Here is a 20,441-nt window from a genome sequence, read left to right on the forward strand (position 1 = left end):
TCAGCGCCTGCTGTGCTTAATCATTAATTGTAATTTATCGTTAAGTTTATCGGCTTTCGACAAACCGTTTACTGTCAACCGTCGTTTTATCAAGCCTTCGTCCATAGCGGCAAGGTCGGTTATCGATACCACACTCACCATAGAAGGGCAAAAGAGATGACGTGCAACCACGTCTTCGGCGATATCCGGTGTCAACGCACGGGGCGCTTTGCCTTTACGATGCAGTATAGTAACGAAGTAACGTTGTGCACGATCGACATCTTCCTCCCACCATCGTGCAAGCGAAACAGTAGTTCCACCGGCAACAACAGCCACACTTCGGTACGGATATTCGTCCACATGCGAAAATTCGAACGTCGTTTTTTCGGGTTCAGACTGCAATTCCACATACACCGGCCGCAATCTTTTCAGCGCCGGTTTCAGCATTCCGGCGCCATTATCCGCTTCAATTACCACAAACATACATGTGCTGCCGATGATTTGCTCTGCCCTTTCAGCAGCGAGATAAGCCCAATAGTCGGCATGAAGCGCGGCATCTGCTGGCATAAGAAAGCGCAGAGAAAGTACATCGAAACAGGTCTCGAGCAGAGCAACGCGGCTATGTATATGACTTAGAACCATCTCCCGACTCAAATCTATCTCGATATGTCCCATAAGCGATACGCCTCTATCACGGGCATAGGCACCGATTTGCTGCAATCTACGCACCGAAGATGGTTTCATCTTCATACCTCTGCGAGCCACGGGCTGCATGTCTATCAACTTTATTCCCACCTGTTGTACCCAATCGACAAGTATTTTGGTCGGTTCAGAAACGGCAACAGCGGCAATACGCCATTCCCTTTCCTCCACTCGGAGTGCCTCTCCGTAGAGCACCAGCACCTGTCCGTCGCTCAAGAACACATCGCCCGTGGTACGATTTTCTCCGTTCTCCCACCGACTGATGGCATTACTTTGCTCATCAACTACCACATATTTATATTCTAAAGGCAATCGCATCATGTCGGCATTTATCGATAAAAGCCAATCGTGCCCGCCGATCGGCATCATTCGGACATAGCGCGAAGGGCTCCAACTACCCATGGCAGGATGATTACCGCACACGGCAAGCACCTCTCCCCGCTGCAGTTGCGGCGCCGAAACACGCAACAGAATGGTTCTGCGATACAGAGGTACGCGCAACGGATCGACTTCCGTCTTGAACATCATGCCCACCGAACGGGCGTAAACAGCCGTATAAAGATGGTTTTGCGCTGGAATATCGCGCCAAGAGTCGGGAAACATGTAGTCTATCGTACTGTCGAAAGCATACTTGCGGGGCACGATACTCCACTCGCGGCGCAGCACTTTGCCGGTTCCGTCTTCCACCTGATAAGCATAGACAAGCGCTGTAACCGGATGTTGCCGCGATTCCATCACGACAGTTTCTGCCTGCCACAGCTCTCCGTCTTGTGTCTGCATGGGCAAGTTGTAGCGTGTATGCCTGCCATCCGAGCTTATATAGGTCATATCCACGTGTAACGACTGCCCCCACTCGGTGCGATAATGCATGCTGAACTTCAGTTTCATACCGCAAAAATACAAAATTAAATGTACTATCTATGCCATTACTCTCAACTTTTTCGTATCTTTGCACCGTTTTTAAAGTAAAGAAATGAAAACAACATTACGAAAGAAGTATCTGATATCTGCGGCAGTATGCCTGTTTATCATAGCAGGTGTGGTTTATTATTACTTTTTCTCGTCTTTTTCTGACAAGCAAGAAACGGCTTACATTTATGTGGATAGCGACGATACCATAGACTCCGTGTACATCAAACTCGAACCTGTGGCTACCAAACACGGTTTGTGTGCTTTCTCTACCCTTACGCGACATAGCAAATATGCCGATAACATACGCACAGGACGTTATGCAATTAAGCGCGGCGAAGGGGCTTTCAAGGTGTTCAGGCACCTGAAAAACGGGCAGCAAGAACCCATAAAACTAACCGTACCCTCGGTACGTACACTCGACAGACTGGCTGCAGAACTGTCTAAAAAGCTCATGACAGACAGCACCCAGATACTGCGTCAGCTCACCAACCAAACAACCTGTAATAGCCTCGGCTACGACACATCGACCATAGCCTGCATGTTTATTCCCAATACTTACGACGTTTATTGGAACATCAGCGTAACCAATCTGCTGAAACGCATGCAGAAAGAAAGCCAATCCTTTTGGAATGCCGACCGCAGAGCCAAGGCTAAGCAGCTCAGTTTATCGCCCATACAGGTAATAACCCTTGCGAGTATCGTAGACGAAGAAACGGCCAACAACGCCGAGAAGCCCATGATAGCGGGCATGTATTACAACCGTCTGATGCTTCGCAATGCCGAATATCCCCACGGCATGCCTCTGCAAGCCGATCCGACCATCAAGTTTGCATGGAAAAAGTTCGGTCTGCGCCGCATTTACAACAACCTGTTAGCCATTAAAAGTCCGTATAACACGTATAAAAATACGGGCTTACCGCCCGGCCCGATACGCATTCCGTCGGTAGCAGGCATTGATGCAGTGCTCAATATGAAGCACCACGATAACTTGTATATGTGCGCCAAAGAAGACTTCAGCGGCACGCACAACTTCGCCCGCACCTACGAAGAGCACATGCAGAATGCCGCCAAATACTCGGCAGCCCTCAATCACAGGGGCATTAAATAAAAGCTCTGCGCAGAATACATATACCGAACGTCGGTCATAGATGTATGGTCTATGACCGACGTTTGCCGTATATAACAGATATAAGCATATAGTTTGTGTATGCTGCAGGCAACAGACAATACTCCCCAACAACAAAGAAACAAGAAACACATTGAAAAAACAGGAGTGGAAGAACCGACAAAATAGCGAAACACTTCTATATTCCGTAACCGCCATATATAAAACAAATGCCCGGCTCTTCACAGAGGCAGGCATCAATTCCAATAAGTATTAGTTCACTTTTTAAGGTAAAAAGATTGTATTCAGGATAACAGTAGCAAAGGTATAAAGTTTAAATATCACCGACAAATAAAAATCTATGTTAGACAACATGTTTCTGTTTTTTGCATAAAAAAGTATAAATACCCTGACTATAACTCTCAACTTTTTCGTACCTTTGCAACGGATAGGCACAATATCTATAACCTCAACCAACTATAATCATATTTTATTTGCGCTATCCTTTGCAAGACTAATGATAAGCAAAGCCAAGATAAAGTACATTCGCTCGTTGGAACAAAAGAAGAACCGCCGCAATGAAGGTGTATTTGTTGCCGAAGGTCCCAAGATTGTAAGCGACTTCTTAAAAACACAGACTGCCGTTTTTATAGCCTGCACTGCGCGATGGAAAGCCGAGAATACCTATTGGCAATGTCTTGAGACTACCGAAACAGCCATCGTAACCGATGAAGAACTGAAGAAAATAAGTTTCCTGCAACATCCGCAAGAAGTACTTGCCGTCTTCCGACAAGCAGAAAATAAGACCATTGCTCCCGATGTCCGTCGGCTCTATCTCGCCTTAGACGGCATACAGGACCCGGGAAATCTCGGCACAATCATACGCATTGCCGATTGGTTCGGTATCGAACATATCTACTGCAGCATAGATACTGCCGATATATACAATCCGAAAACGGTGCAAGCCTCTATGGGCAGTTTGGCGCACATCGGCATTTCGTACACCGATATACCCCTGCTTATCGACAGTCTGCCTACCGACTATCCCATATACGGCACACTGCTCGATGGTAAAGATATCTACAACGAGCCGCTCACACCCCACGGACTCCTCATCATGGGCAATGAAGGAAACGGCATATCCGCACCGGTTAAAAGCAGAATAAGTCGAAGACTGCTCATTCCAAACTATCCCCAAGGGCGCAAAACCGCCGATAGTCTGAACGTAGCCATTGCCACTGCCATCGCTTGCAGTGAGTTCCGCAGGCGACAAACCATAAATAAACTTTAGAAAACAATATAAACAATATGGAAAAGGAATTGTATAAAAGCCGCAGCTTCTCTGCATGTATCCAAGCTGCCCTTAATCTATTTGTCGACAACTTCAAGGGAATAATACAGCAAACATGGCTTCCTGCGTTGCTATATGTGCTTTGTTGGGCAGGTCAGATCACACTCATGCTCTGCAATTTACCAAGCTATATATTCGTCAGTCGGGTAAATTCCACCCCCCAGAATGCGATAGTATCCCTATTGTCATTAGTCTCTTTGATACCTATGGTATGGTTGTATGCCCGCATTTTCAATCTGCTCAACGGGTATGGATTTAACAAGAACCTTAACCGGATGCTAAAACTGTTCGTTGCATATATCGTATTTTGTATCGCTCTCGGTATTGTTCTAACCGTATTCCTTATCGTATTTGCCGTAACAGTAGCAATGAATGGCACGCCTCCCGCCTACATCTTTTACAAGATGATTATATATATACTGATATTCTTTATCATATTCGTCATTCTTGTTCTGCCCCTCTTTTACTTCGTTATGAAGTATATGATGGACGATAAAGTACATATCCGTAAGCATTTCTTCGGCATAATGAAGTGCGGATACCGCCATTATGGTTTCATTTTCGCAACGATATTCTTCGCCCAACTCATCTATCTGGTGGTTCTTTCCGTAGTGACTTCACCTCTTATTATGCTCGCTTCACCAGCCATACAGTCGGCTATAGGTGTAGCAGGAGGTGATCCCGCCGGCCTTCCGAACTATTTCCCTTATCTTAGTTATCTTGCTTCATTCATCGTAGGCTGTGCATCTATACTCGGCAATATTTGGTTCTACATGGTTATTTACTACATGTATGGCTCCATAGAGGCACGCGAGAAGGCACGAAACAGGCAGAAAGTACTTGCCGAAAGCATAAAAGAAGAAGAGAAAGAACAAATATAATCATGCAGAAAATACTGTTCATAGACCGCGATGGCACACTGATCGAAGAGCCTAAAGATGAGCAAATAGACTCGTTCGAGAAGCTGACGTTCGTGAAAGGTGTATTCAAGAACCTCGGTTTCATACGCCAACATCTCGACTTCCGCTTCGTTATGGTGAGCAATCAAGATGGGTTGGGCACGCCTTCTTTCCCCGAAGAAACCTTCTGGCCGGTGCATAATTTCATCTTACAGACACTACGGGGCGAAGACATTACGTTCGATGAACAGCTGATAGACCGCCACCTACCCGAAGATAATTCGCCGATGCGTAAGCCCGGAACGGGCATGTTGGCACATTACATAGGCAATCCGAACTACGATTTGGCAGGAAGTTACGTTATCGGAGACCGCGATACCGACCGACAGTTGGCCGAAAACCTCGGTTGCAAAGCACTCATTCTGGGCCAAAACGAACTAACTTGGGATAGAATAACCGAAATACTCTTCGCCGGAGAGCGCATTGCAGAGCTGAAACGCACCACGAAAGAGACCGATATCTACGTAAAGATCAACCTCGACGGTACAGGAAAATGCGACATATCCACGGGCTTGGGCTTCTTCGACCACATGCTCGAACAGATAGGCATGCACGGTCTGATAGACTTGACCGTGCATGTTAAGGGCGATTTACATGTAGACGAGCACCACACCATCGAAGATACAGCCCTTGTACTTGGTGAATGTATCTTGCGTGCATTGGGCGATAAACGCGGTATAGAGCGCTACGGATACGCTTTGCCTATGGATGATTGCCTATGCCAAGTGGCACTTGACTTCGGTGGACGGCCTTGGTTGGTGTGGAATGCGGCCTTTTATCGAGAGAAAATCGGTGATATGCCCACCGAAATGTTTATCCACTTCTTCAAGAGTTTAAGCGACTCGGCACGCATGAACCTCAACATCAAAGCCGAGGGCAGCAACGAACACCACAAGATAGAGGGCATCTTCAAAGCCTTGGCACGTGCACTGAAGATGGCTGTACGCCGCGACATCTATCACTATGAATTGCCTTCGACCAAAGGCTCTTTATAGCCTGAAGGCGCTCGTCCCCTCACCTATCGGAACCAGCTTAGAACTTTATAAAAAATACATGTACCGCCTGTCGCCGACACACGGTACATGTAACAGTGTTAGGCATAGCAAACAACGATGCCATACGATATGTTTAACAGAATAAGATTAAAAGAAAACGAGCAGGCAAAAGCCTACACATGGAAGCGATACTTACGCTTTGCACGTTGAGGAGTGCCGCCGCCGAAGGTATCGGAGCCCCCTCCGCGGGCCACACCGCGATACTGTAAATAACGATCACGTATGCGCGACACATAGTCCACGGTTTCATTACCACGCATATACCCATACTTTACCACCGGATCACGATAGAACTCCGGCCGGCTTAGGTTCCGTACGTACTCGGCAACATCACTCCATCGGTACGGACTTTTGCCGTATTTTCGTGCCAAGGCCATAGCATCACGAATATGAAAGAAACCGCCATTGTAGCTTGCCAATACGAAATAAGACCGTTCTACGGGATTTTCTATATCGCTGAAATGTGCCCCTAACTCCTGCAGATACTTCGCCGAAGCGGCAATATTGCACTCGGGATCGTAGATATCGGCCACGGCCAGACCAAGATGAGCCGCCGTTCGCGGCATGATTTGCATAAGTCCACAAGCGCCGGCCCATGAGTGTGCATGCGGATCAAATGTAGACTCTTGATAACATTGGGCCGCCATGAGCCGCCAGTCGATACGTGCAACGGGAGCATACTGCCTAAATAAGGCATCATAACGTGATATAATACCGCCCGAACGGTTAAGCATAGGCGAATAAACATGGCGGGTAACGCTCTTGGACGATAGCAGAAAGGCTTCTTCGCGCCGTACCTGTGCCGTCAGTTCAGGCTTGAACCAAGCATTAAGCCTGTCGGCAAGTTCCTCGTTATCGCCCTTTACAGCCCATTGTTCCTTACCGTTATCGCTGTCGGCCCCGCAGAATTTCACGCCTTTAACTGTCTTCGGCAACGGATAGGCAATAATATCGCCATCGCCGTTATTGAGCCTCTTTACCATTTCAGCCGTATCCTTGCACACCTCTACGCGTAAAGATACGCCGATACTCTGTGCAAATTTCTCACACAAAAGGTATTGCAGTCCCATTCCATGGCCACGGTAATCGTAATAAGTTTCCGGTCCTGTCATGGTAAGCATAATCATTTCTCCGTTATTCACAATATCATCGAGTGAGAAACGGGTATTGGTTGTCGCCGCAGAGTCGCCGCCTATCACGGTTCCCCACGGTGTCATCTCTTTCTTTTTCTTACCGGAACAGCCGGAAAGCAGAGCAACTACAAATAATATGTATAAATATTTATATGGCATGAATACACGGACAAAAGTACTACATTTCTTGCGTAAGTCTGTAGAAAACAGTAAATTTGCATAGTATTTTTAGAATAAATTAGATTTAATATGCTACGCATAGCCGTACAGTCCAAAGGTCGTCTGTTCGAAGACACCATGAATTTGTTGTCTGAAGCAGACATCAAAATCAGTTCAAGCAAGCGCACGTTGCTGATACAATCATCGAATTTTCCTCTCGAAGTGCTCTACTTGCGCGACGACGACATCCCTCAAAGTGTGGCAAGCGGCGTGGCCGACGTCGGCATAGTGGGCGAAAACGAGTTTTCGGAGTGCGGTGAAGACGCACAAGTCATCTCGCATCTCGGCTTTAGCCGGTGCCGATTATCGCTCGCAATCCCCAAAGAATGCGATTACACCGGCCTTCAATGGTTCAATGGTAAGAAGATTGCAACCTCTTATCCCAACATCTTGCGCCGATATATGAACAAGCACGGTATCAATGCCGATATACATGTAATTACCGGATCGGTGGAAATCAGTCCGGGAATAGGCCTTGCAGACGGCATATTCGATATAGTCAGCAGCGGTTCTACCCTTGTAAGCAACAACTTGCGCGAGGTGGAAACGGTGACAGAAAGCGAGGCCTTGCTCATCGGAAACCGGCACATGGATAAAGAGAAGCATGCTATACTCAACGAAATGCTGTTCCGTTTCGAGGCTGTGCGTTCGGCTCAAGACAAGAAGTACGTAATGATGAATGCCCCGAAAGCAAAAATCAAAGAGATTACAGAGGTGCTCTCGGGCATCAAGAGTCCCACGATTATACCTTTAGCCGATGAGGATTGGTGCTCTATACATACCGTTCTCGACCAGAAACGCTTTTGGGAAATCATCGGAAAACTAAAAGAACTCGGTGCACAAGGCATACTTGTAACGCCGATAGAAAAGATGATATTGTAACGAAACTGTTCATTTAACAGGCGTAGAAGTAAGATGCAAGTCATAAAATATCCTACGGAAAAAGATTTCGAAACCATAGTCAAGCGTCCTCAACTCAACGTCTCTCGGCTCAATGCCACGGTAGCGGAGGTGCTGAACGATGTGAGGAACAACGGCGATGAGGCCGTAAAACGCTACGAAAAAGAGTTCGACCACGTTTCTTTGGCATCTCTTGCCGTAACGCAGGCTGAACTCGACGAAGCTGAAACTTTGGTGTCGCAGGAATTGAAAGAAGCCCTGTTGCTGTCGTACGGCAATATAGCGAAATTCCATGCCGCACAGAAGTTTGACGGAATAAAGGTAAAAACGGCCAAGGGCGTAACCTGTTGGCAGAAGAGCATACCTATACAGAAAGTAGGCCTATACATTCCGGGCGGAACAGCACCGCTTTTCTCCACCGTTTTGATGCTTGCAGTGCCGGCAAAGATAGCCGGTTGCAGCGAAATAGTACTATGTACGCCGCCCAATAACCGTGAAGGTAAAGTGCATCCGGCCATACTCTTGGCAGCACGGATTGCAGGTGTAAGCAAAATATATAAGGCCGGTGGCGTACAAGCCATAGGGGCCATGGCCTACGGAACAGAAACTATACCGAAGGTTTACAAGATATTCGGGCCGGGTAACCAGTATGTCATGGCCGCCAAACAACAGGTTAGTCTGCACGATGTTGCCATAGATATGCCCGCCGGACCATCGGAAGTGTGCGTGATAGCAGACCATACAAGCAATGCAGAGTTCGTTGCAGCCGACTTACTTTCACAGGCTGAGCACGGTACAGACTCACAGGTAATTCTCATCAGCGTATCGGAAGCACTGCTAGACAGTGTACAGAAGGAAATCAGAGCGCAGTTGTGTCGCCTCCCGCGTAAGGAAATAGCAAAGAAAACACTTGAAAACTCGAAGTTTATTCTTGTACACAACACAGACGAGGCCATGGCTTTAAGTAACTTCTATGCACCGGAACACCTGATTATCGCTACAGAAGATTACGAGAAATTAGCCGAAAAGGTGGTCAATGCGGGCAGTGTATTTCTCGGAAAATATACATGCGAGAGTGCCGGCGATTACTCCAGCGGCACCAACCACACACTTCCAACCCACGGATATGCCTTGGCTTACAGCGGTGTGAACTTAGACAGTTTTAACCGGAAAGTTACTTTTCAACATCTCGACGAGCAGGGTATCGCCTCTATCGGGCATGCCGTAGAACTAATGGCAGTAAATGAACAGTTGGAAGCTCATGCAAATGCCATACGAATAAGAATAAACTCATTGAAGAAATAACAGCAGAGGAGGGAAACGTATGAAACCTTTACAAGAATTGGTAAGACCGAACATTTGGAAATTAGCGCCCTACAGCAATGCACGCAACGAATATAACGGAGGCGCGGCACATGTGTTTCTCGATGCCAACGAGAACCCCTATAACAAACCTTTCAACCGTTATCCCGATCCGTTACAACACGATTTAAAAGACAGATTATCGAAATTAAAACACATTCCGGCCAATAATATATTCTTAGGCAATGGAAGTGACGAAGCTATAGACCTATGCTATCGCGTGTTTTGCCGCCCCCAGACAGACAATGTGGTAGCTATTGCACCGACATACGGAATGTACAAAGTATGTGCCGACATCAATAACGTGGAATATCGCGGGGTGGAACTCGATGAAAACTTCCAGATTACAGCCGACAGACTGCTAAAAGTCTGCGACCGGAATACGAAACTGATATGGTTCTGCAGTCCTAATAACCCCACGGGAAACAACATCTACAGAGACGAGATTATAAAAACCATTCGAGCGTTCAGCGGTATCGTAATCGTCGACGAGGCCTACAGCGACTTTTCGTCACAGCAGCCACTGCGCTCGGAACTGGCAAATTATCCTAATCTTATTGTACTGAATACGATGAGCAAGGCGTGGGGATGTGCGGCAATACGCCTCGGCATGGCTTTCGCAAGTAGCGAGATCATCGATTTATTCAATAAAGTAAAGTATCCCTATAATATCAATCTCCTTACCCAACAGCACGCCATAGAGGCTTTGAAAGATACTTTCGAGGTAGGAAAATGGGTTACCACGCTGCTCCAAGAGCGTACCCGTATGCTGCAGGCATTTGCCATGTTGCCGCAATGCGAGAAAGTTTACCCCACCGATGCTAACTTCTTCCTTGCCAAAATGACCGATGCACAGGCTATCTACGGCTATTTGGTAGAAAAAGGCATCATTGTAAGGAACCGTACGCATATTATACTCTGCAATAACTGCCTACGAATAACGATAGGAACCAAAGGAGAAAACAACGAATTATTGGCAGCACTCCGCCAATTATAATACATAATAACCCGACCAACAAATACGCCTATCGATAACAGATGTACTGTCTGTCGAACGTAGTCCGAACTCCTGTCAGCGATAGATGTATCATGCAAGAACAGCATTTATCTGCAACAAGGAGAACAGAAGAAAATTACGGTACCCTAAAGCAGACTCATCGATTTGCACATTATACTTATCAGGCGGTAAAAGAGAGCATTAAAAAATGACTTTTGTTTAAGCAACAGACCGTATTCTTTATGTCCTTATCCGTAACGAAGAATAAGGAAAAACAGGCATTACATATCCTATTTTACATGTCTACATAAACACTATAAAAAGAAAAATATAAAAAAACGAACGATTTTATTTGGAAGTAAAAGGAAAAATGACTATTTTTCCAACGTTTTTAAACCCTTTGTACAAAAATATTAGTATCTATTAACAACATGTATCTATGACAATTACTATGATTATAGAACTTTTTGTGGTTCTATTGGCCTTATGGGTAGGCTCCCGATACGGCAGTTTAGCCTTAGGAGCCATATCGGGTATCGGTCTTGCATTGCTGGTTTTTGGGTTTGGCCTGAAACCGGGAACGCCCCCAACCGACGTGATTTACATTATTATTGCGGCTGTAACGTGTGCAGGAGTGATGCAGGCATCGGGCGGAATGGACTGGCTTATCCAAGTGGCCGAACGGCTCTTGCGAAAACACCCCGAACGAATAACGTTTTTGGCCCCGCTGTCTACTTTCGTTCTAACCGTACTTGTCGGAACCGGACATGTGGTCTATACCTTGATGCCCATTATTTGTGACATCTCGTTAAAGAAAGGTATCCGACCTGAAAGGCCTTGCAGTATAGCCAGCGTGGCATCTCAGATCGGCATAACCTGCTCTCCTATCGCCGCTGCAGTGGTAGCTTTCGTGACGATATCCAACGACAACGGCTTCGATATAACAATCCCCCAAGTGCTTATGGTTACCATTCCGGCATGTGTATGCGGTATCGTTGCCGCTGCAGCATGCTCGTACCATCGAGGATTAGACCTTGATAAAGATCCGAAATTCCAAGCGAGAATTAAAGATCCCGTACAGTATGCCTACATCTATGGCAGCACAGCAACAACATTAGATAAAAAGATTTCCAAAGAATCGAAGCATGCCGTGTACATTTTCTTTGCCGCTTTAGCCGTGATTGTGCTGTTTGCTATTTTCCAAAATCTGTTGCCTTCGTACACGCAGATCGAAGCTGTAGACGGCGCATCCGGCATAAAATTAGGTGCCGAAATAACCGAAAGTGCCAAACAACTGGCTAAGGCCGGTATCGTATATCCGGGCGTTACGCAACAAATAAGCGTACACTTGAAGATGAACCTCGTTATTCAAATTGTGATGATAACGGCAGCTGCGCTGATGATTATATTCTGCAAAGCGGCTCCGAAGAAAGCCGTAGCCGGCGCAGTATGGCAAAGCGGCATGGTTGCAGTGGTAGCCATCTACGGTATTGCATGGCTTGCAGACACGTATTTCTCTAACTATATGGCAGAGATGCAGGCGATGTTGGGCAATTTGGTCGAGGCATATCCATGGACAATCGCTATTGCATTCTTTCTTGTCAGCGTGCTGATAAATTCGCAAGGTGCCGTAGTCGTCGCCATGCTGCCACTTGCCTATAAATTAGGAATAGAGGGTTGGGTTCTGCTTGGCGTACTACCCAGCGTATATGGCTATTTCTTCATTCCCAACTATCCTTCGGATATTGCCACGGTAAACTTCGACCGTTCGGGCACAACCGTCATCGGTAAGTATCTGCTCAACCATAGTTTCATGATGCCGGGAATGGTGCATGTGATAACTGCAACTGCCGTTGGCTATATTCTCTCCTATATTATCTATAACGTAATATAACAAAAAAGGACGTGTTAAAGTCTTCTTTAACACGCCCTTATTATATTTTAAAAGGTGATTCCGTTGGGGTTCGAACCCAAGACCTACTGCTTAGAAGGCAGTTGCTCTAATCCAACTGAGCTACGGAACCTCCGTTTTTCGGCTGCAAAAATACAGTTTTTTATCGTGACAACCAAATTTTTATTTGATTATTTGTATTTATCCAAATAGCCTTGGGCACGGCTGTCTCCCAATTCTTTAGCCTTACCGAGAACCTTTCTCCCGTCGTCTTTATCACCTTTCTGCATGAGGGCAAGTCCTTTAATGATATATGGATCGGTGTAGGTTGGTTCTAACTGTATACACAGGTCTGCGGTTGCGATGGCATCATCATAACGATTTACGCGCAATTGCAGCGAGGATAACTCGGCAAGATAGGTCGGTTCCTGCCGGTTAAGTAACGCTACATGGGCAATATCATTAAGCGCTTGCTGATATTGACGTAGTTTAAGTTCGCATTTGTAACGCGCATAATAAAAGGTATAGTCGGCTCTGCCATACATAAGCGAGTCGTACTGATTGTAATCGACAAGCGCTTTACGATATTCGCCGGCATCATCGTATGCAGCTCCGCGGGCCAAGAAATAGGGTGCCGATATATTGGTAAGCGGCTTAGGGCATACTGCAATGGCACTATCTAAGAGCTCCATCACCTCTATATGGGGGGCCTTGAGTTGGATTTTGCACTGGGCAGCCTCGAAATACAGTTCGGAATTGCGCAACGGAGTCTTAGTAAGTTCTGTGAAAATATTTAATGCTTGCCGGTAATCTCCCTTTGCAAAGATGATCTGAGCCTGCTGATGAAGATACACAGGTTGCGGGTTTATGCTGTATGCCTTTTGTGCCTCATCCAGCGCTTTGTCTAAAGTCCAAAGAGTAAAAGTAGAGTCTCGCCGGTATATTTGTTCTTGGTAAATTATCTTGGCGAACTCGGAATGAGCTTCATCCTTCTTGGTTACTTTGGCAATAGCCGTCTGCATTATATCGTTGGCAGCCTGCAATTTCCCCTCTGTTACCTCTATTTGGGCAAGCGACCTGTACCCATCTACCGACGTAGGAAACAGATGTATGAAATCATCTACGTATTGCCGATATTGCTTGGGATTTCCCTGACTCGACATGACAAGCAGTACCAAGGCCTGTTCTTCATTATGTGGCATTTCGAGTCGGATACCGGTTTGTTGGATAACTTTATTGCTTACGTCGAGTCCGGTTTGTACCTTAAAGTCATCGGCAAATCTCACGTCGGTAGCATGTATATCCGATGAAGTAGCCGATTGCTGAAGCAAGCCTATTACTTCGCCGTTCTGATTTACAAAGGGACAACTCACGGTATTCTCAGGTGCCGTTCCCGTAAAGATATAGTAATTGTAACGATCCATGAACTTCTCTACGCTGAGAACGTTCATCGGTATTATTTCCGGCTTCTTTAACGAGTAACCGACCAACCACACTTTACTATTAACAGTTGCGGATGTAGCAGCCATCTTAGCCGCAACAGTCTTTCCTTTAACACGAAATTTGCAGATATCGTAGATTTCGTTGGTTCCTATCATAACGTCGACAGGCATCTTATGGCCATTGGCATCGATCACAACGGCACTGTCTGCACCAACAAACGGTGTCCATGAGCTTACTGCTTCGCCATTATTCCCCACAAAAACACCATGCGACGAAGCTATCAACGAGCCATCGCTCTTGAATGTAGTAAGCGTAAACACAGATTTGGCAGCTTTCTGCACGGCAGCCGATTGAGCTCCCCCCTCCATACACCAGAGAAAAGCAACTGTCGACAATACAATTCTACAAACGTTTATTTTTACAGGTTTCATCTTAATCTTTAATTTTCAATAATGTTTTTGCGTTTTCTATAGCTGCTGCAGACACATTACTACCGCTAAGCATTTGAGCAATCTCGGTAATACGTTGCTGGCGGTCGAGCACGGTCATACGACTGGCAGTACCATCCGGTGTATCTTCTTTAGCCACTTTATAGTGTGTAGTGCCAAGGGCAGCAATCTGAGGCAGGTGGGTAATGCTGATAACCTGTCGGTCGTGATTGCCCATCTCTTGCATAATTTGCGCCATTTTCTCGGCAACACGCCCGCTTACACCGGTATCTATTTCGTCGAATATGATCGTAGGAAGTTTTACGGCACCGCTTATCATCGCCTTCAGCGAAAGCATAACGCGGGCAATTTCTCCCCCGGAAGCTACCTGAGATATGGGGTGCATAGGGCTATTAGCATTGGCACTGAACATAAAAGCCACCTTATCAGCTCCCGTAACCGAAAGGTCTTTTGTGGTTATTTGCACTTCGAACTTCACATTGGGAATGCCTAAAGGTACCAATCGTGCAAGCATTTCTTTTTCTATCTTATGCGCAGAGGAAGTTCGCATATCAGTAAGTATTCGTGCTTTTTCTAAACAAAGAGTATGCAACTTCTCTACTTGTAGCTGCTTTTGCCGCAGTTCATCATCGCTATTGTCGATCAGCGATAGCTGTGTCTCTATTTCCTTCTGCTGTTCGAGCAATTCGACGATACTCTCTACATGGTATTTTTTTTCGAGCGAATAGATTAAATCCAACCGTGCATTCACCTCATCAAGACGCTTAGGATCAAAGTCTATATCTTCTATATCGGCAGACAACTCCTGCGAAACATCTTTCAATTCGATGTAGCTGCTATCGATACGCGAGATAATTTCGCCAATACGCGGAAAAGCATTTGCTATATCGTGAAGCTTCGAAGACACTTTTTTCAAATTATCCACAATGCCTATGTCATCGGAGTAAAAGAGATGATCGGCTTCGAATAAAGCCGATTTGATATCTTCGGCATGACTTAAAGTTTCAACATCTTGCTCTAATTCTTCCTGTTCTCCGTCAATAAGATTGGCAGCACTTAATTCATTGAATTGAAACCTAAGGAAATCTTCATTCTGGCGGTCTCGTTCAATATTGCTTTTAAGCGCTTCCAACTGTTCACATGCCTGATGATAATCTTTATACGTTTCGGTATAATCGTTCTTTTGTTTATCATCATTGGCGATTATATCGAGCACACTGAGCTGGAAATCTTCCTTGTTAAGTAACAAATTCTGGTGCTGCGAATGCACATCTACGAGCATCTCGCCAATTTCCCGCATCACAGAAAGAGGTACAGGTGTATCATTGATGAATGCACGACTTTTACCATTAGCATTGATTTCGCGGCGGAAAATACAGTCATTATCATCATAATCAATATCGTTTTCCGCAAAAAGCAACTGCATTCCATAACGGCTAACATCAAAATGCGCTTCGACAACACAACGTTCTTTCCCCGTTTTAATGGCTTTCATATCAGCTCTATTACCGAGCAAAAGCCCAATAGCGCCGAGAATAATACTCTTTCCCGCCCCCGTCTCACCCGTAATAACGGAGAACCCGGGATTAAAAGAAATGGCAAGCTCATCAATCAGCGTAAAATTACGTATATAAAGTTGTCTTAACATATCCGTTATTGCTTTATCTTATCCCACGAAGAATTTTGGCTGGCATTAATTCCAAAAAGAATTCCATAAACACTTTCTTTTTCTTTCTGCGTACCTTTTCCATTATAGATATTCGCCAATTCATCGCGTTTATAATCGGTCCATATCTGCGGAAGCAGACTTAACGGGCGGTTTTCGTGACTTTTCTTAAGATCATTCTCAATAGCTGTCGTAATATTCTTTCGTCCACGTTCAGCATTGGCCGACATTTCATCGAGGCCAGTACGATAATAATCGTACTGCAATTGGCGAAACGGGCGCATAGCAGCATCGAGATAATCGTTGATAATCGCAAAACGATTACGGTCATTCTCAAAGGCTTTCCAACCTGTAAAATTCAGGTTTTGTGCGTTATTGGTAAGGTTCATACAACGCTGAAGCACATCTTCGCCCCCCATAGGTGAGAAAGTATCGAGGTTTATGCCTATAATAAGATAAGCATAATAGGCAATCAACGCTGTAAGCTGATTATCCACAGCCTCTTCATTGAAATTTATCTGGTCGAATTGGGCAAATTCAAAATTAAAATCATTATCGGAATTATTGTAGATCACAGTGTTGTAAGATGCATTATAAACCGGTCTGTTGGCCTGAATTAGTGCCCTACAAGTAAACATATTCGATGAATTATCGTATTTGGTTACAGTGATATTGAAATTACAGGTTATACGCTCGTTTCTCTGAAATTGTAAATGCGTCCACTGCCTTTCATTGATAAATTGCTGCAATGTCTGTTGCAGGTTATCAAAAATACTTGCATCCGTACCTTGAATTTGGTTATGATTAATCCTAACCGTAGCATTCAACTCTTGCGCATGACCATGCATACCCAAGAAAATACAAACAAGTAAAAGAACAACCTGCTTCTTCATGAATGACCACCCGATTATCAAATGAACGTATATTATCTGTTATTGAATTCTCTCAGCCGAATACGCGTAAGCACTTGCTTGGTATTATTGGTAAAATCGGATGCAAGCATCCAACTATAATACCCCGGATCGCGCTTGAGAACTTCGCTTACAACCCAACCTTTGTATTTGCCAAAATTGAACACCTCTTGTTTGCGTGGCTTTCCCTCTTTATCAGTCAGCACTTTACCGTCTTTATCAACCATATCTTTATAGACAATCCTCCCTGCGAAATCCACATTATCGTTATTTTTGGAGAATTCGGCAAGTACATCCATATCATTTGCAAGCGCTCTATCGGGCTCCTCTGCAGTCTCCGGATTATATTTATCCAATTCTCCCATCAAGACTTTATAAGTAGCCTCGGTATCTTGATCGGCACGATGGGCTTCGAAGTCTTCTTCCATCTTTCGGCCACAATAGAATTTATAGGCTGCAGCAAGATTTCTCTTTTCCATTTTATGGAAAATCGTCTGCGCGTCGATCAACCGACAATGGGCAAAATCGAAATCAATACCGGCACGCAGAAATTCTTCTGCAAGCATAGGAATATCGAAATGATTGGAGTTATAACCAGCAAAATCGCACCCTTTGAACTTTTCGCACAAAGAACTTGCAATTTCCTTGAAGGTAGGTGCATCCTTTACATCATCATTACCGATACCGGTTAATAGAGTTACTTCTTCCGGTATCGAAATACCGGGATTAACAAATATATTCTCTCTTTCTTCCTTGCCATCGGGATATACCTTAATGTAGGAAATCTGTATGATATGGTCGTTTACAAGATCAAGCCCCGTAGTCTCCAAGTCGAAGACAATCAGGGGCTTTGTTAGATTTAATTTCATTTTCGTACTGTTGTTTGCTCCCTAACATCAGTCGTTAAGAAGCATAGGCATGATAAGCATCAATACATCTTCGTTCTCCGGCTGCGTTGTAGGCACGATAATGCCCGCACGGCTCGGATCGGCAAGCTGGATGGTGACCTCATCACTATCGAGATTAGTTAATATCTCCGACAGAGAACTGCCCTTGAAACCGATACTCATTGTTTGCCCTGTATAATCACAAGTGATGTTCTCTTTCGCACTCGTTGCAAAGTCAACATCTTCAGACGTAAGCTCTAACTTGCCTGCTTCGAGATGGAACCGGACAAGTTGGCTGCTTTCGCTGGCAAAGGGCAACACACGACGGAGCGCACCCAACAGAGTTCTGCGATCTATAGTGAGCAAATTGGGATTATTCTGCGGGATTACAGAATTATAATTAGGATAACGCCCTTCGATAAGTCGGCACGAGAGAATGCCGCCGGCATACTGAATTTCAGCATTGCGTTCGTCGAATTTAATGACCACATCGCCGCCGTCTTTACTTAAAATATTCTTAAGAAGCGTTGCAGGTTTCTTAGGAAGGATGAACGCGGCCGGCGTATCGCTCTTGATTGTAAAATTTTTATTGCGAACAAGTTTATGACCATCGCTCGCTACGATAGCAAGACTATCGGCCGTAAGATCAAAATAAATGCCGTTCATAACCGGTCGGAGTTCATCTTGTGCCGTAGCAAATAAAGAACGCGATATATTGTCGTTCAATACGGCAGAATCAATTGTTACAACCGTTGCACCATCAGGCATGGGTTGTGTACGCGGATATTCATCGGCATGCTGTGCGGTAAAACTGTACATACCATTCTGATAAAGTACTTTTATCGTAAGGTTCGATGTGTCTACATCGAATGTCAGCGGCTGTTCCGGCAATTCCTTCACTGCATCAAGGATAGTTCTGTTGGGAATGGCAAAACTGCCTTCTGTATCGCTTTCATCGAGCTGAACCGACGATCTCATCACATTCTCGCTGTCACTTGCCGTAATATTCAGCTTTCCCCCTGCAACTTCAAACAGGAAGCAATCAAGTATAGGCAAAGAATTCTTGCTGTTAATTACTCTTGCAAGTGTCTGCAAATGGCCGTTAAGTGCACTGCTTGATAATGTAAATCTCATTAGTATTTTATTTTTTAGTTATTGTTGCAATGATTTTTAATAGGTACAAAAATACAAAAAAGCATTGGGCACAGCAAAAAATAAGGATAAAAGTTTCGTATTTTAGAACTATTTTATTAATTTCGCAATCGAATGTTATTCGTTTGACAATAAAACTTAAACTTAATATAAAATAGGAATAAACGATGGATTTACAAGGAAAAGTTATTGCTGCACTACCGGAAAGAAGCGGTGTCTCGTCGCGTGGAGAATGGAAGGCACAGGATTTTGTGATAGAAACCCATGAAAGTTATCCGCATAAAATGGTCTTCTCAGTCTTCGGTACAGAGAGATTGCAGCGCTTCAACATCCAAATAGGTCAGGAGGTAATGGTTTCTTTCGATATCGATGCCCACGAATATAACGGCCGCTGGTTCAATAGTATCCGTGCATTCGATGTACGTCAAGTCGATCCAGCATCGGTCGGTACCCAAGGTGCACAGCCCATACCGGCCGCATCAGCATTTGGATCTGCACCTATAGATGCACAACAAGGAGCTCAGATGGCCGCTCCGCAAACACCATTCCCCCCACAGCAACCGACAACCGAAGGAGAAAGCGCAGACGATCTGCCATTCTGAAAAAACAAGAGCTTTTTTATTAGAGAAAATAATATGAAGGATACATCCTATTCTGGGTGTGTCCTTTTTTGATATCCCGTAAATTCTACACGCAAAGAATATATGTTTAATTCAAACAGCCTATATCTCTATCGCAAATAAATATAGATTGTAATTTGCACATACCCAGCAACTATCGCCATAATCATTCATCTTTCACTACAACAATTATAAGAGAAGACCTTATAAAAAACATTCACTTTTCATTCCTAACGTTTCCTCTTCCTTCTTACAGGAAGAGGAAATATTGTGTAATGAATTATTCCGCAAGGTCAACCTCCGTGCTTCATCGTGTCAACCTCCGTGCTTCAGCGTGTCAACCTCCGTGGTTCAGCGTGTCAACTTCCGTGCTTCATCGTGTAAACCTCCGTGCTTCAGCGTGTCAACCTCCGTGCTTCAGCGTGTCAACCTCCGTGGTTCATCGTGTCAACCTCCGTGCTTCAGCGTGTCAACCTCCGTACTTCATCGTGTCAACCTCCGTGCTTCACGGTGTCAACCTCCGTGGTTCACGATGTAAACCGCTCGTATTCAGACAATAGGTATAGGTTGTATATATAAAAAAGCGTCCGCACGGAAGTTATCCCGAACGGACGCGAAATTAAAAAAGGCAGCCACCTACTCTCCCGCATTGCAGCGCAGTACCATCGGCGCAGGCGGGCTTAACTGCTCTGTTCGGAATGGGAGGAGGTGGAACACCGCCGCAATAACCACCTAAAAGACATTTCAT

16 protein-coding genes, 1 tRNA gene and 1 rRNA gene are annotated in these 20,441 nt (G+C 45.0%); 9 read left to right on the forward strand and 9 right to left on the reverse strand.

The window, feature by feature from the left end:
* Entirely contained in the window at positions 1-1,569 is a 1,569-nt protein-coding gene (locus HMPREF0663_RS11435; protein WP_004370716.1) for a 4-alpha-glucanotransferase, read from the reverse strand.
* Between the two features lie 85 nt (positions 1,570-1,654).
* Between HMPREF0663_RS11435 and mltG the strand changes: the two genes are divergently transcribed.
* The 4 genes from mltG (at position 1,655) to hisB (ending at position 6,003) form a co-directional block, all read left to right on the forward strand.
* Positions 1,655-2,701: an endolytic transglycosylase MltG gene (mltG, locus tag HMPREF0663_RS11440; RefSeq protein WP_004370717.1), complete on the forward strand. Its 1,047-nt coding sequence runs from the start codon at positions 1,655-1,657 to the stop codon at positions 2,699-2,701.
* A gap of 514 nt (positions 2,702-3,215) precedes the next feature.
* Positions 3,216-3,989 (forward strand): RNA methyltransferase, encoded by a 774-nt coding sequence (locus HMPREF0663_RS11445; RefSeq protein ID WP_004370720.1) that lies wholly within the window; start codon positions 3,216-3,218, stop codon positions 3,987-3,989.
* A gap of 17 nt (positions 3,990-4,006) precedes the next feature.
* Entirely contained in the window at positions 4,007-4,930 is a 924-nt protein-coding gene (locus HMPREF0663_RS11450) for a hypothetical protein (RefSeq protein ID WP_004370721.1), read from the forward strand.
* Positions 4,931-4,932: 2 nt separating this feature from the next.
* A complete protein-coding gene (gene hisB, locus HMPREF0663_RS11455) occupies positions 4,933-6,003 on the forward strand; it encodes a bifunctional histidinol-phosphatase/imidazoleglycerol-phosphate dehydratase HisB (protein WP_004370722.1) in 1,071 nt (356 codons plus the stop codon).
* A 173-nt stretch (positions 6,004-6,176) separates the two neighbouring features.
* Here hisB and HMPREF0663_RS11460 read toward each other — a convergent pair whose 3' ends face one another.
* The gene (locus HMPREF0663_RS11460) at positions 6,177-7,355 is read right to left on the reverse strand and encodes an MltF family protein (protein WP_004370723.1); all 1,179 of its coding nucleotides are present in this window, start codon (positions 7,353-7,355) and stop codon (positions 6,177-6,179) included.
* A gap of 90 nt (positions 7,356-7,445) precedes the next feature.
* Between HMPREF0663_RS11460 and hisG the strand changes: the two genes are divergently transcribed.
* The 4 genes from hisG (at position 7,446) to HMPREF0663_RS11480 (ending at position 12,568) form a co-directional block, all read left to right on the forward strand.
* Complete coding sequence (hisG, locus tag HMPREF0663_RS11465; protein WP_004370724.1) at positions 7,446-8,297, forward strand: ATP phosphoribosyltransferase; 852 nt, start codon at positions 7,446-7,448, stop codon at positions 8,295-8,297.
* 33 nt (positions 8,298-8,330) lie between these two features.
* The gene (gene hisD, locus HMPREF0663_RS11470) at positions 8,331-9,620 is read left to right on the forward strand and encodes a histidinol dehydrogenase (RefSeq protein ID WP_004370725.1); all 1,290 of its coding nucleotides are present in this window, start codon (positions 8,331-8,333) and stop codon (positions 9,618-9,620) included.
* 19 nt (positions 9,621-9,639) lie between these two features.
* On the forward strand, positions 9,640-10,674 hold the full coding sequence (gene hisC, locus HMPREF0663_RS11475) for a histidinol-phosphate transaminase (protein WP_004370726.1): 1,035 nt from the start codon (positions 9,640-9,642) through the stop codon (positions 10,672-10,674).
* A gap of 439 nt (positions 10,675-11,113) precedes the next feature.
* Positions 11,114-12,568 (forward strand): anaerobic C4-dicarboxylate transporter, encoded by a 1,455-nt coding sequence (locus HMPREF0663_RS11480; protein ID WP_004370728.1) that lies wholly within the window; start codon positions 11,114-11,116, stop codon positions 12,566-12,568.
* A gap of 55 nt (positions 12,569-12,623) precedes the next feature.
* On the opposite strand, the gene HMPREF0663_RS11485 is transcribed toward HMPREF0663_RS11480, so the two are convergent.
* The 6 genes from HMPREF0663_RS11485 to dnaN form a co-directional block, all read right to left on the reverse strand.
* Positions 12,624-12,698 (reverse strand) — tRNA-Arg (locus tag HMPREF0663_RS11485).
* Between the two features lie 58 nt (positions 12,699-12,756).
* Positions 12,757-14,439 (reverse strand): tetratricopeptide repeat protein, encoded by a 1,683-nt coding sequence (locus tag HMPREF0663_RS11490; RefSeq protein WP_004370729.1) that lies wholly within the window; start codon positions 14,437-14,439, stop codon positions 12,757-12,759.
* A gap of 1 nt (position 14,440) precedes the next feature.
* Entirely contained in the window at positions 14,441-16,105 is a 1,665-nt protein-coding gene (recN, locus tag HMPREF0663_RS11495) for a DNA repair protein RecN (RefSeq protein WP_004370731.1), read from the reverse strand.
* Positions 16,106-16,110: 5 nt separating this feature from the next.
* Positions 16,111-17,016 (reverse strand): type IX secretion system protein PorD, encoded by a 906-nt coding sequence (gene porD / locus HMPREF0663_RS11500; RefSeq protein ID WP_004370733.1) that lies wholly within the window; start codon positions 17,014-17,016, stop codon positions 16,111-16,113.
* Between the two features lie 32 nt (positions 17,017-17,048).
* Complete coding sequence (locus HMPREF0663_RS11505) at positions 17,049-17,903, reverse strand: 3'-5' exonuclease (protein WP_004370734.1); 855 nt, start codon at positions 17,901-17,903, stop codon at positions 17,049-17,051.
* 27 nt (positions 17,904-17,930) lie between these two features.
* On the reverse strand, positions 17,931-19,055 hold the full coding sequence (dnaN, locus tag HMPREF0663_RS11510; RefSeq protein WP_004370736.1) for a DNA polymerase III subunit beta: 1,125 nt from the start codon (positions 19,053-19,055) through the stop codon (positions 17,931-17,933).
* A gap of 185 nt (positions 19,056-19,240) precedes the next feature.
* Between dnaN and HMPREF0663_RS11515 the strand changes: the two genes are divergently transcribed.
* Positions 19,241-19,675, forward strand: a complete 435-nt coding sequence (locus tag HMPREF0663_RS11515; RefSeq protein ID WP_004370744.1) for a DUF3127 domain-containing protein — start codon at positions 19,241-19,243, stop codon at positions 19,673-19,675.
* A 641-nt stretch (positions 19,676-20,316) separates the two neighbouring features.
* Here HMPREF0663_RS11515 and rrf read toward each other — a convergent pair.
* Positions 20,317-20,429 (reverse strand): 5S ribosomal RNA (gene rrf, locus HMPREF0663_RS11520).
* Positions 20,430-20,441: the final 12 nt, after the last annotated feature.

This window comes from Hoylesella oralis ATCC 33269 (assembly GCF_000185145.2).
Taxonomy (GTDB): domain Bacteria; phylum Bacteroidota; class Bacteroidia; order Bacteroidales; family Bacteroidaceae; genus Prevotella; species Prevotella phocaeensis.

Excerpts from the sequence above, each read along its gene's own strand:
- mltG (WP_004370717.1), top strand. The coding sequence starts at position 1,655 with ATGAAAACAACATTACGAAAGAAGTATCTGATATCTGCGGCAGTATGC.
- HMPREF0663_RS11445 (WP_004370720.1), top strand. The coding sequence starts at position 3,216 with ATGATAAGCAAAGCCAAGATAAAGTACATTCGCTCGTTGGAACAAAAG.
- hisC (WP_004370726.1), top strand. The coding sequence starts at position 9,640 with ATGAAACCTTTACAAGAATTGGTAAGACCGAACATTTGGAAATTAGCG.
- hisG (WP_004370724.1), top strand. The coding sequence starts at position 7,446 with ATGCTACGCATAGCCGTACAGTCCAAAGGTCGTCTGTTCGAAGACACC.
- HMPREF0663_RS11460 (WP_004370723.1), bottom strand. The coding sequence starts at position 7,355 with ATGCCATATAAATATTTATACATATTATTTGTAGTTGCTCTGCTTTCC.
- hisB (WP_004370722.1), top strand. The coding sequence starts at position 4,933 with ATGCAGAAAATACTGTTCATAGACCGCGATGGCACACTGATCGAAGAG.
- HMPREF0663_RS11490 (WP_004370729.1), bottom strand. The coding sequence starts at position 14,439 with ATGAAACCTGTAAAAATAAACGTTTGTAGAATTGTATTGTCGACAGTT.
- HMPREF0663_RS11480 (WP_004370728.1), top strand. The coding sequence starts at position 11,114 with ATGACAATTACTATGATTATAGAACTTTTTGTGGTTCTATTGGCCTTA.
- porD (WP_004370733.1), bottom strand. The coding sequence starts at position 17,016 with ATGAAGAAGCAGGTTGTTCTTTTACTTGTTTGTATTTTCTTGGGTATG.
- hisD (WP_004370725.1), top strand. The coding sequence starts at position 8,331 with ATGCAAGTCATAAAATATCCTACGGAAAAAGATTTCGAAACCATAGTC.
- recN (WP_004370731.1), bottom strand. The coding sequence starts at position 16,105 with ATGTTAAGACAACTTTATATACGTAATTTTACGCTGATTGATGAGCTT.
- HMPREF0663_RS11435 (WP_004370716.1), bottom strand. The coding sequence starts at position 1,569 with ATGAAACTGAAGTTCAGCATGCATTATCGCACCGAGTGGGGGCAGTCG.
- HMPREF0663_RS11515 (WP_004370744.1), top strand. The coding sequence starts at position 19,241 with ATGGATTTACAAGGAAAAGTTATTGCTGCACTACCGGAAAGAAGCGGT.
- dnaN (WP_004370736.1), bottom strand. The coding sequence starts at position 19,055 with ATGAGATTTACATTATCAAGCAGTGCACTTAACGGCCATTTGCAGACA.
- HMPREF0663_RS11505 (WP_004370734.1), bottom strand. The coding sequence starts at position 17,903 with ATGAAATTAAATCTAACAAAGCCCCTGATTGTCTTCGACTTGGAGACT.
- HMPREF0663_RS11450 (WP_004370721.1), top strand. The coding sequence starts at position 4,007 with ATGGAAAAGGAATTGTATAAAAGCCGCAGCTTCTCTGCATGTATCCAA.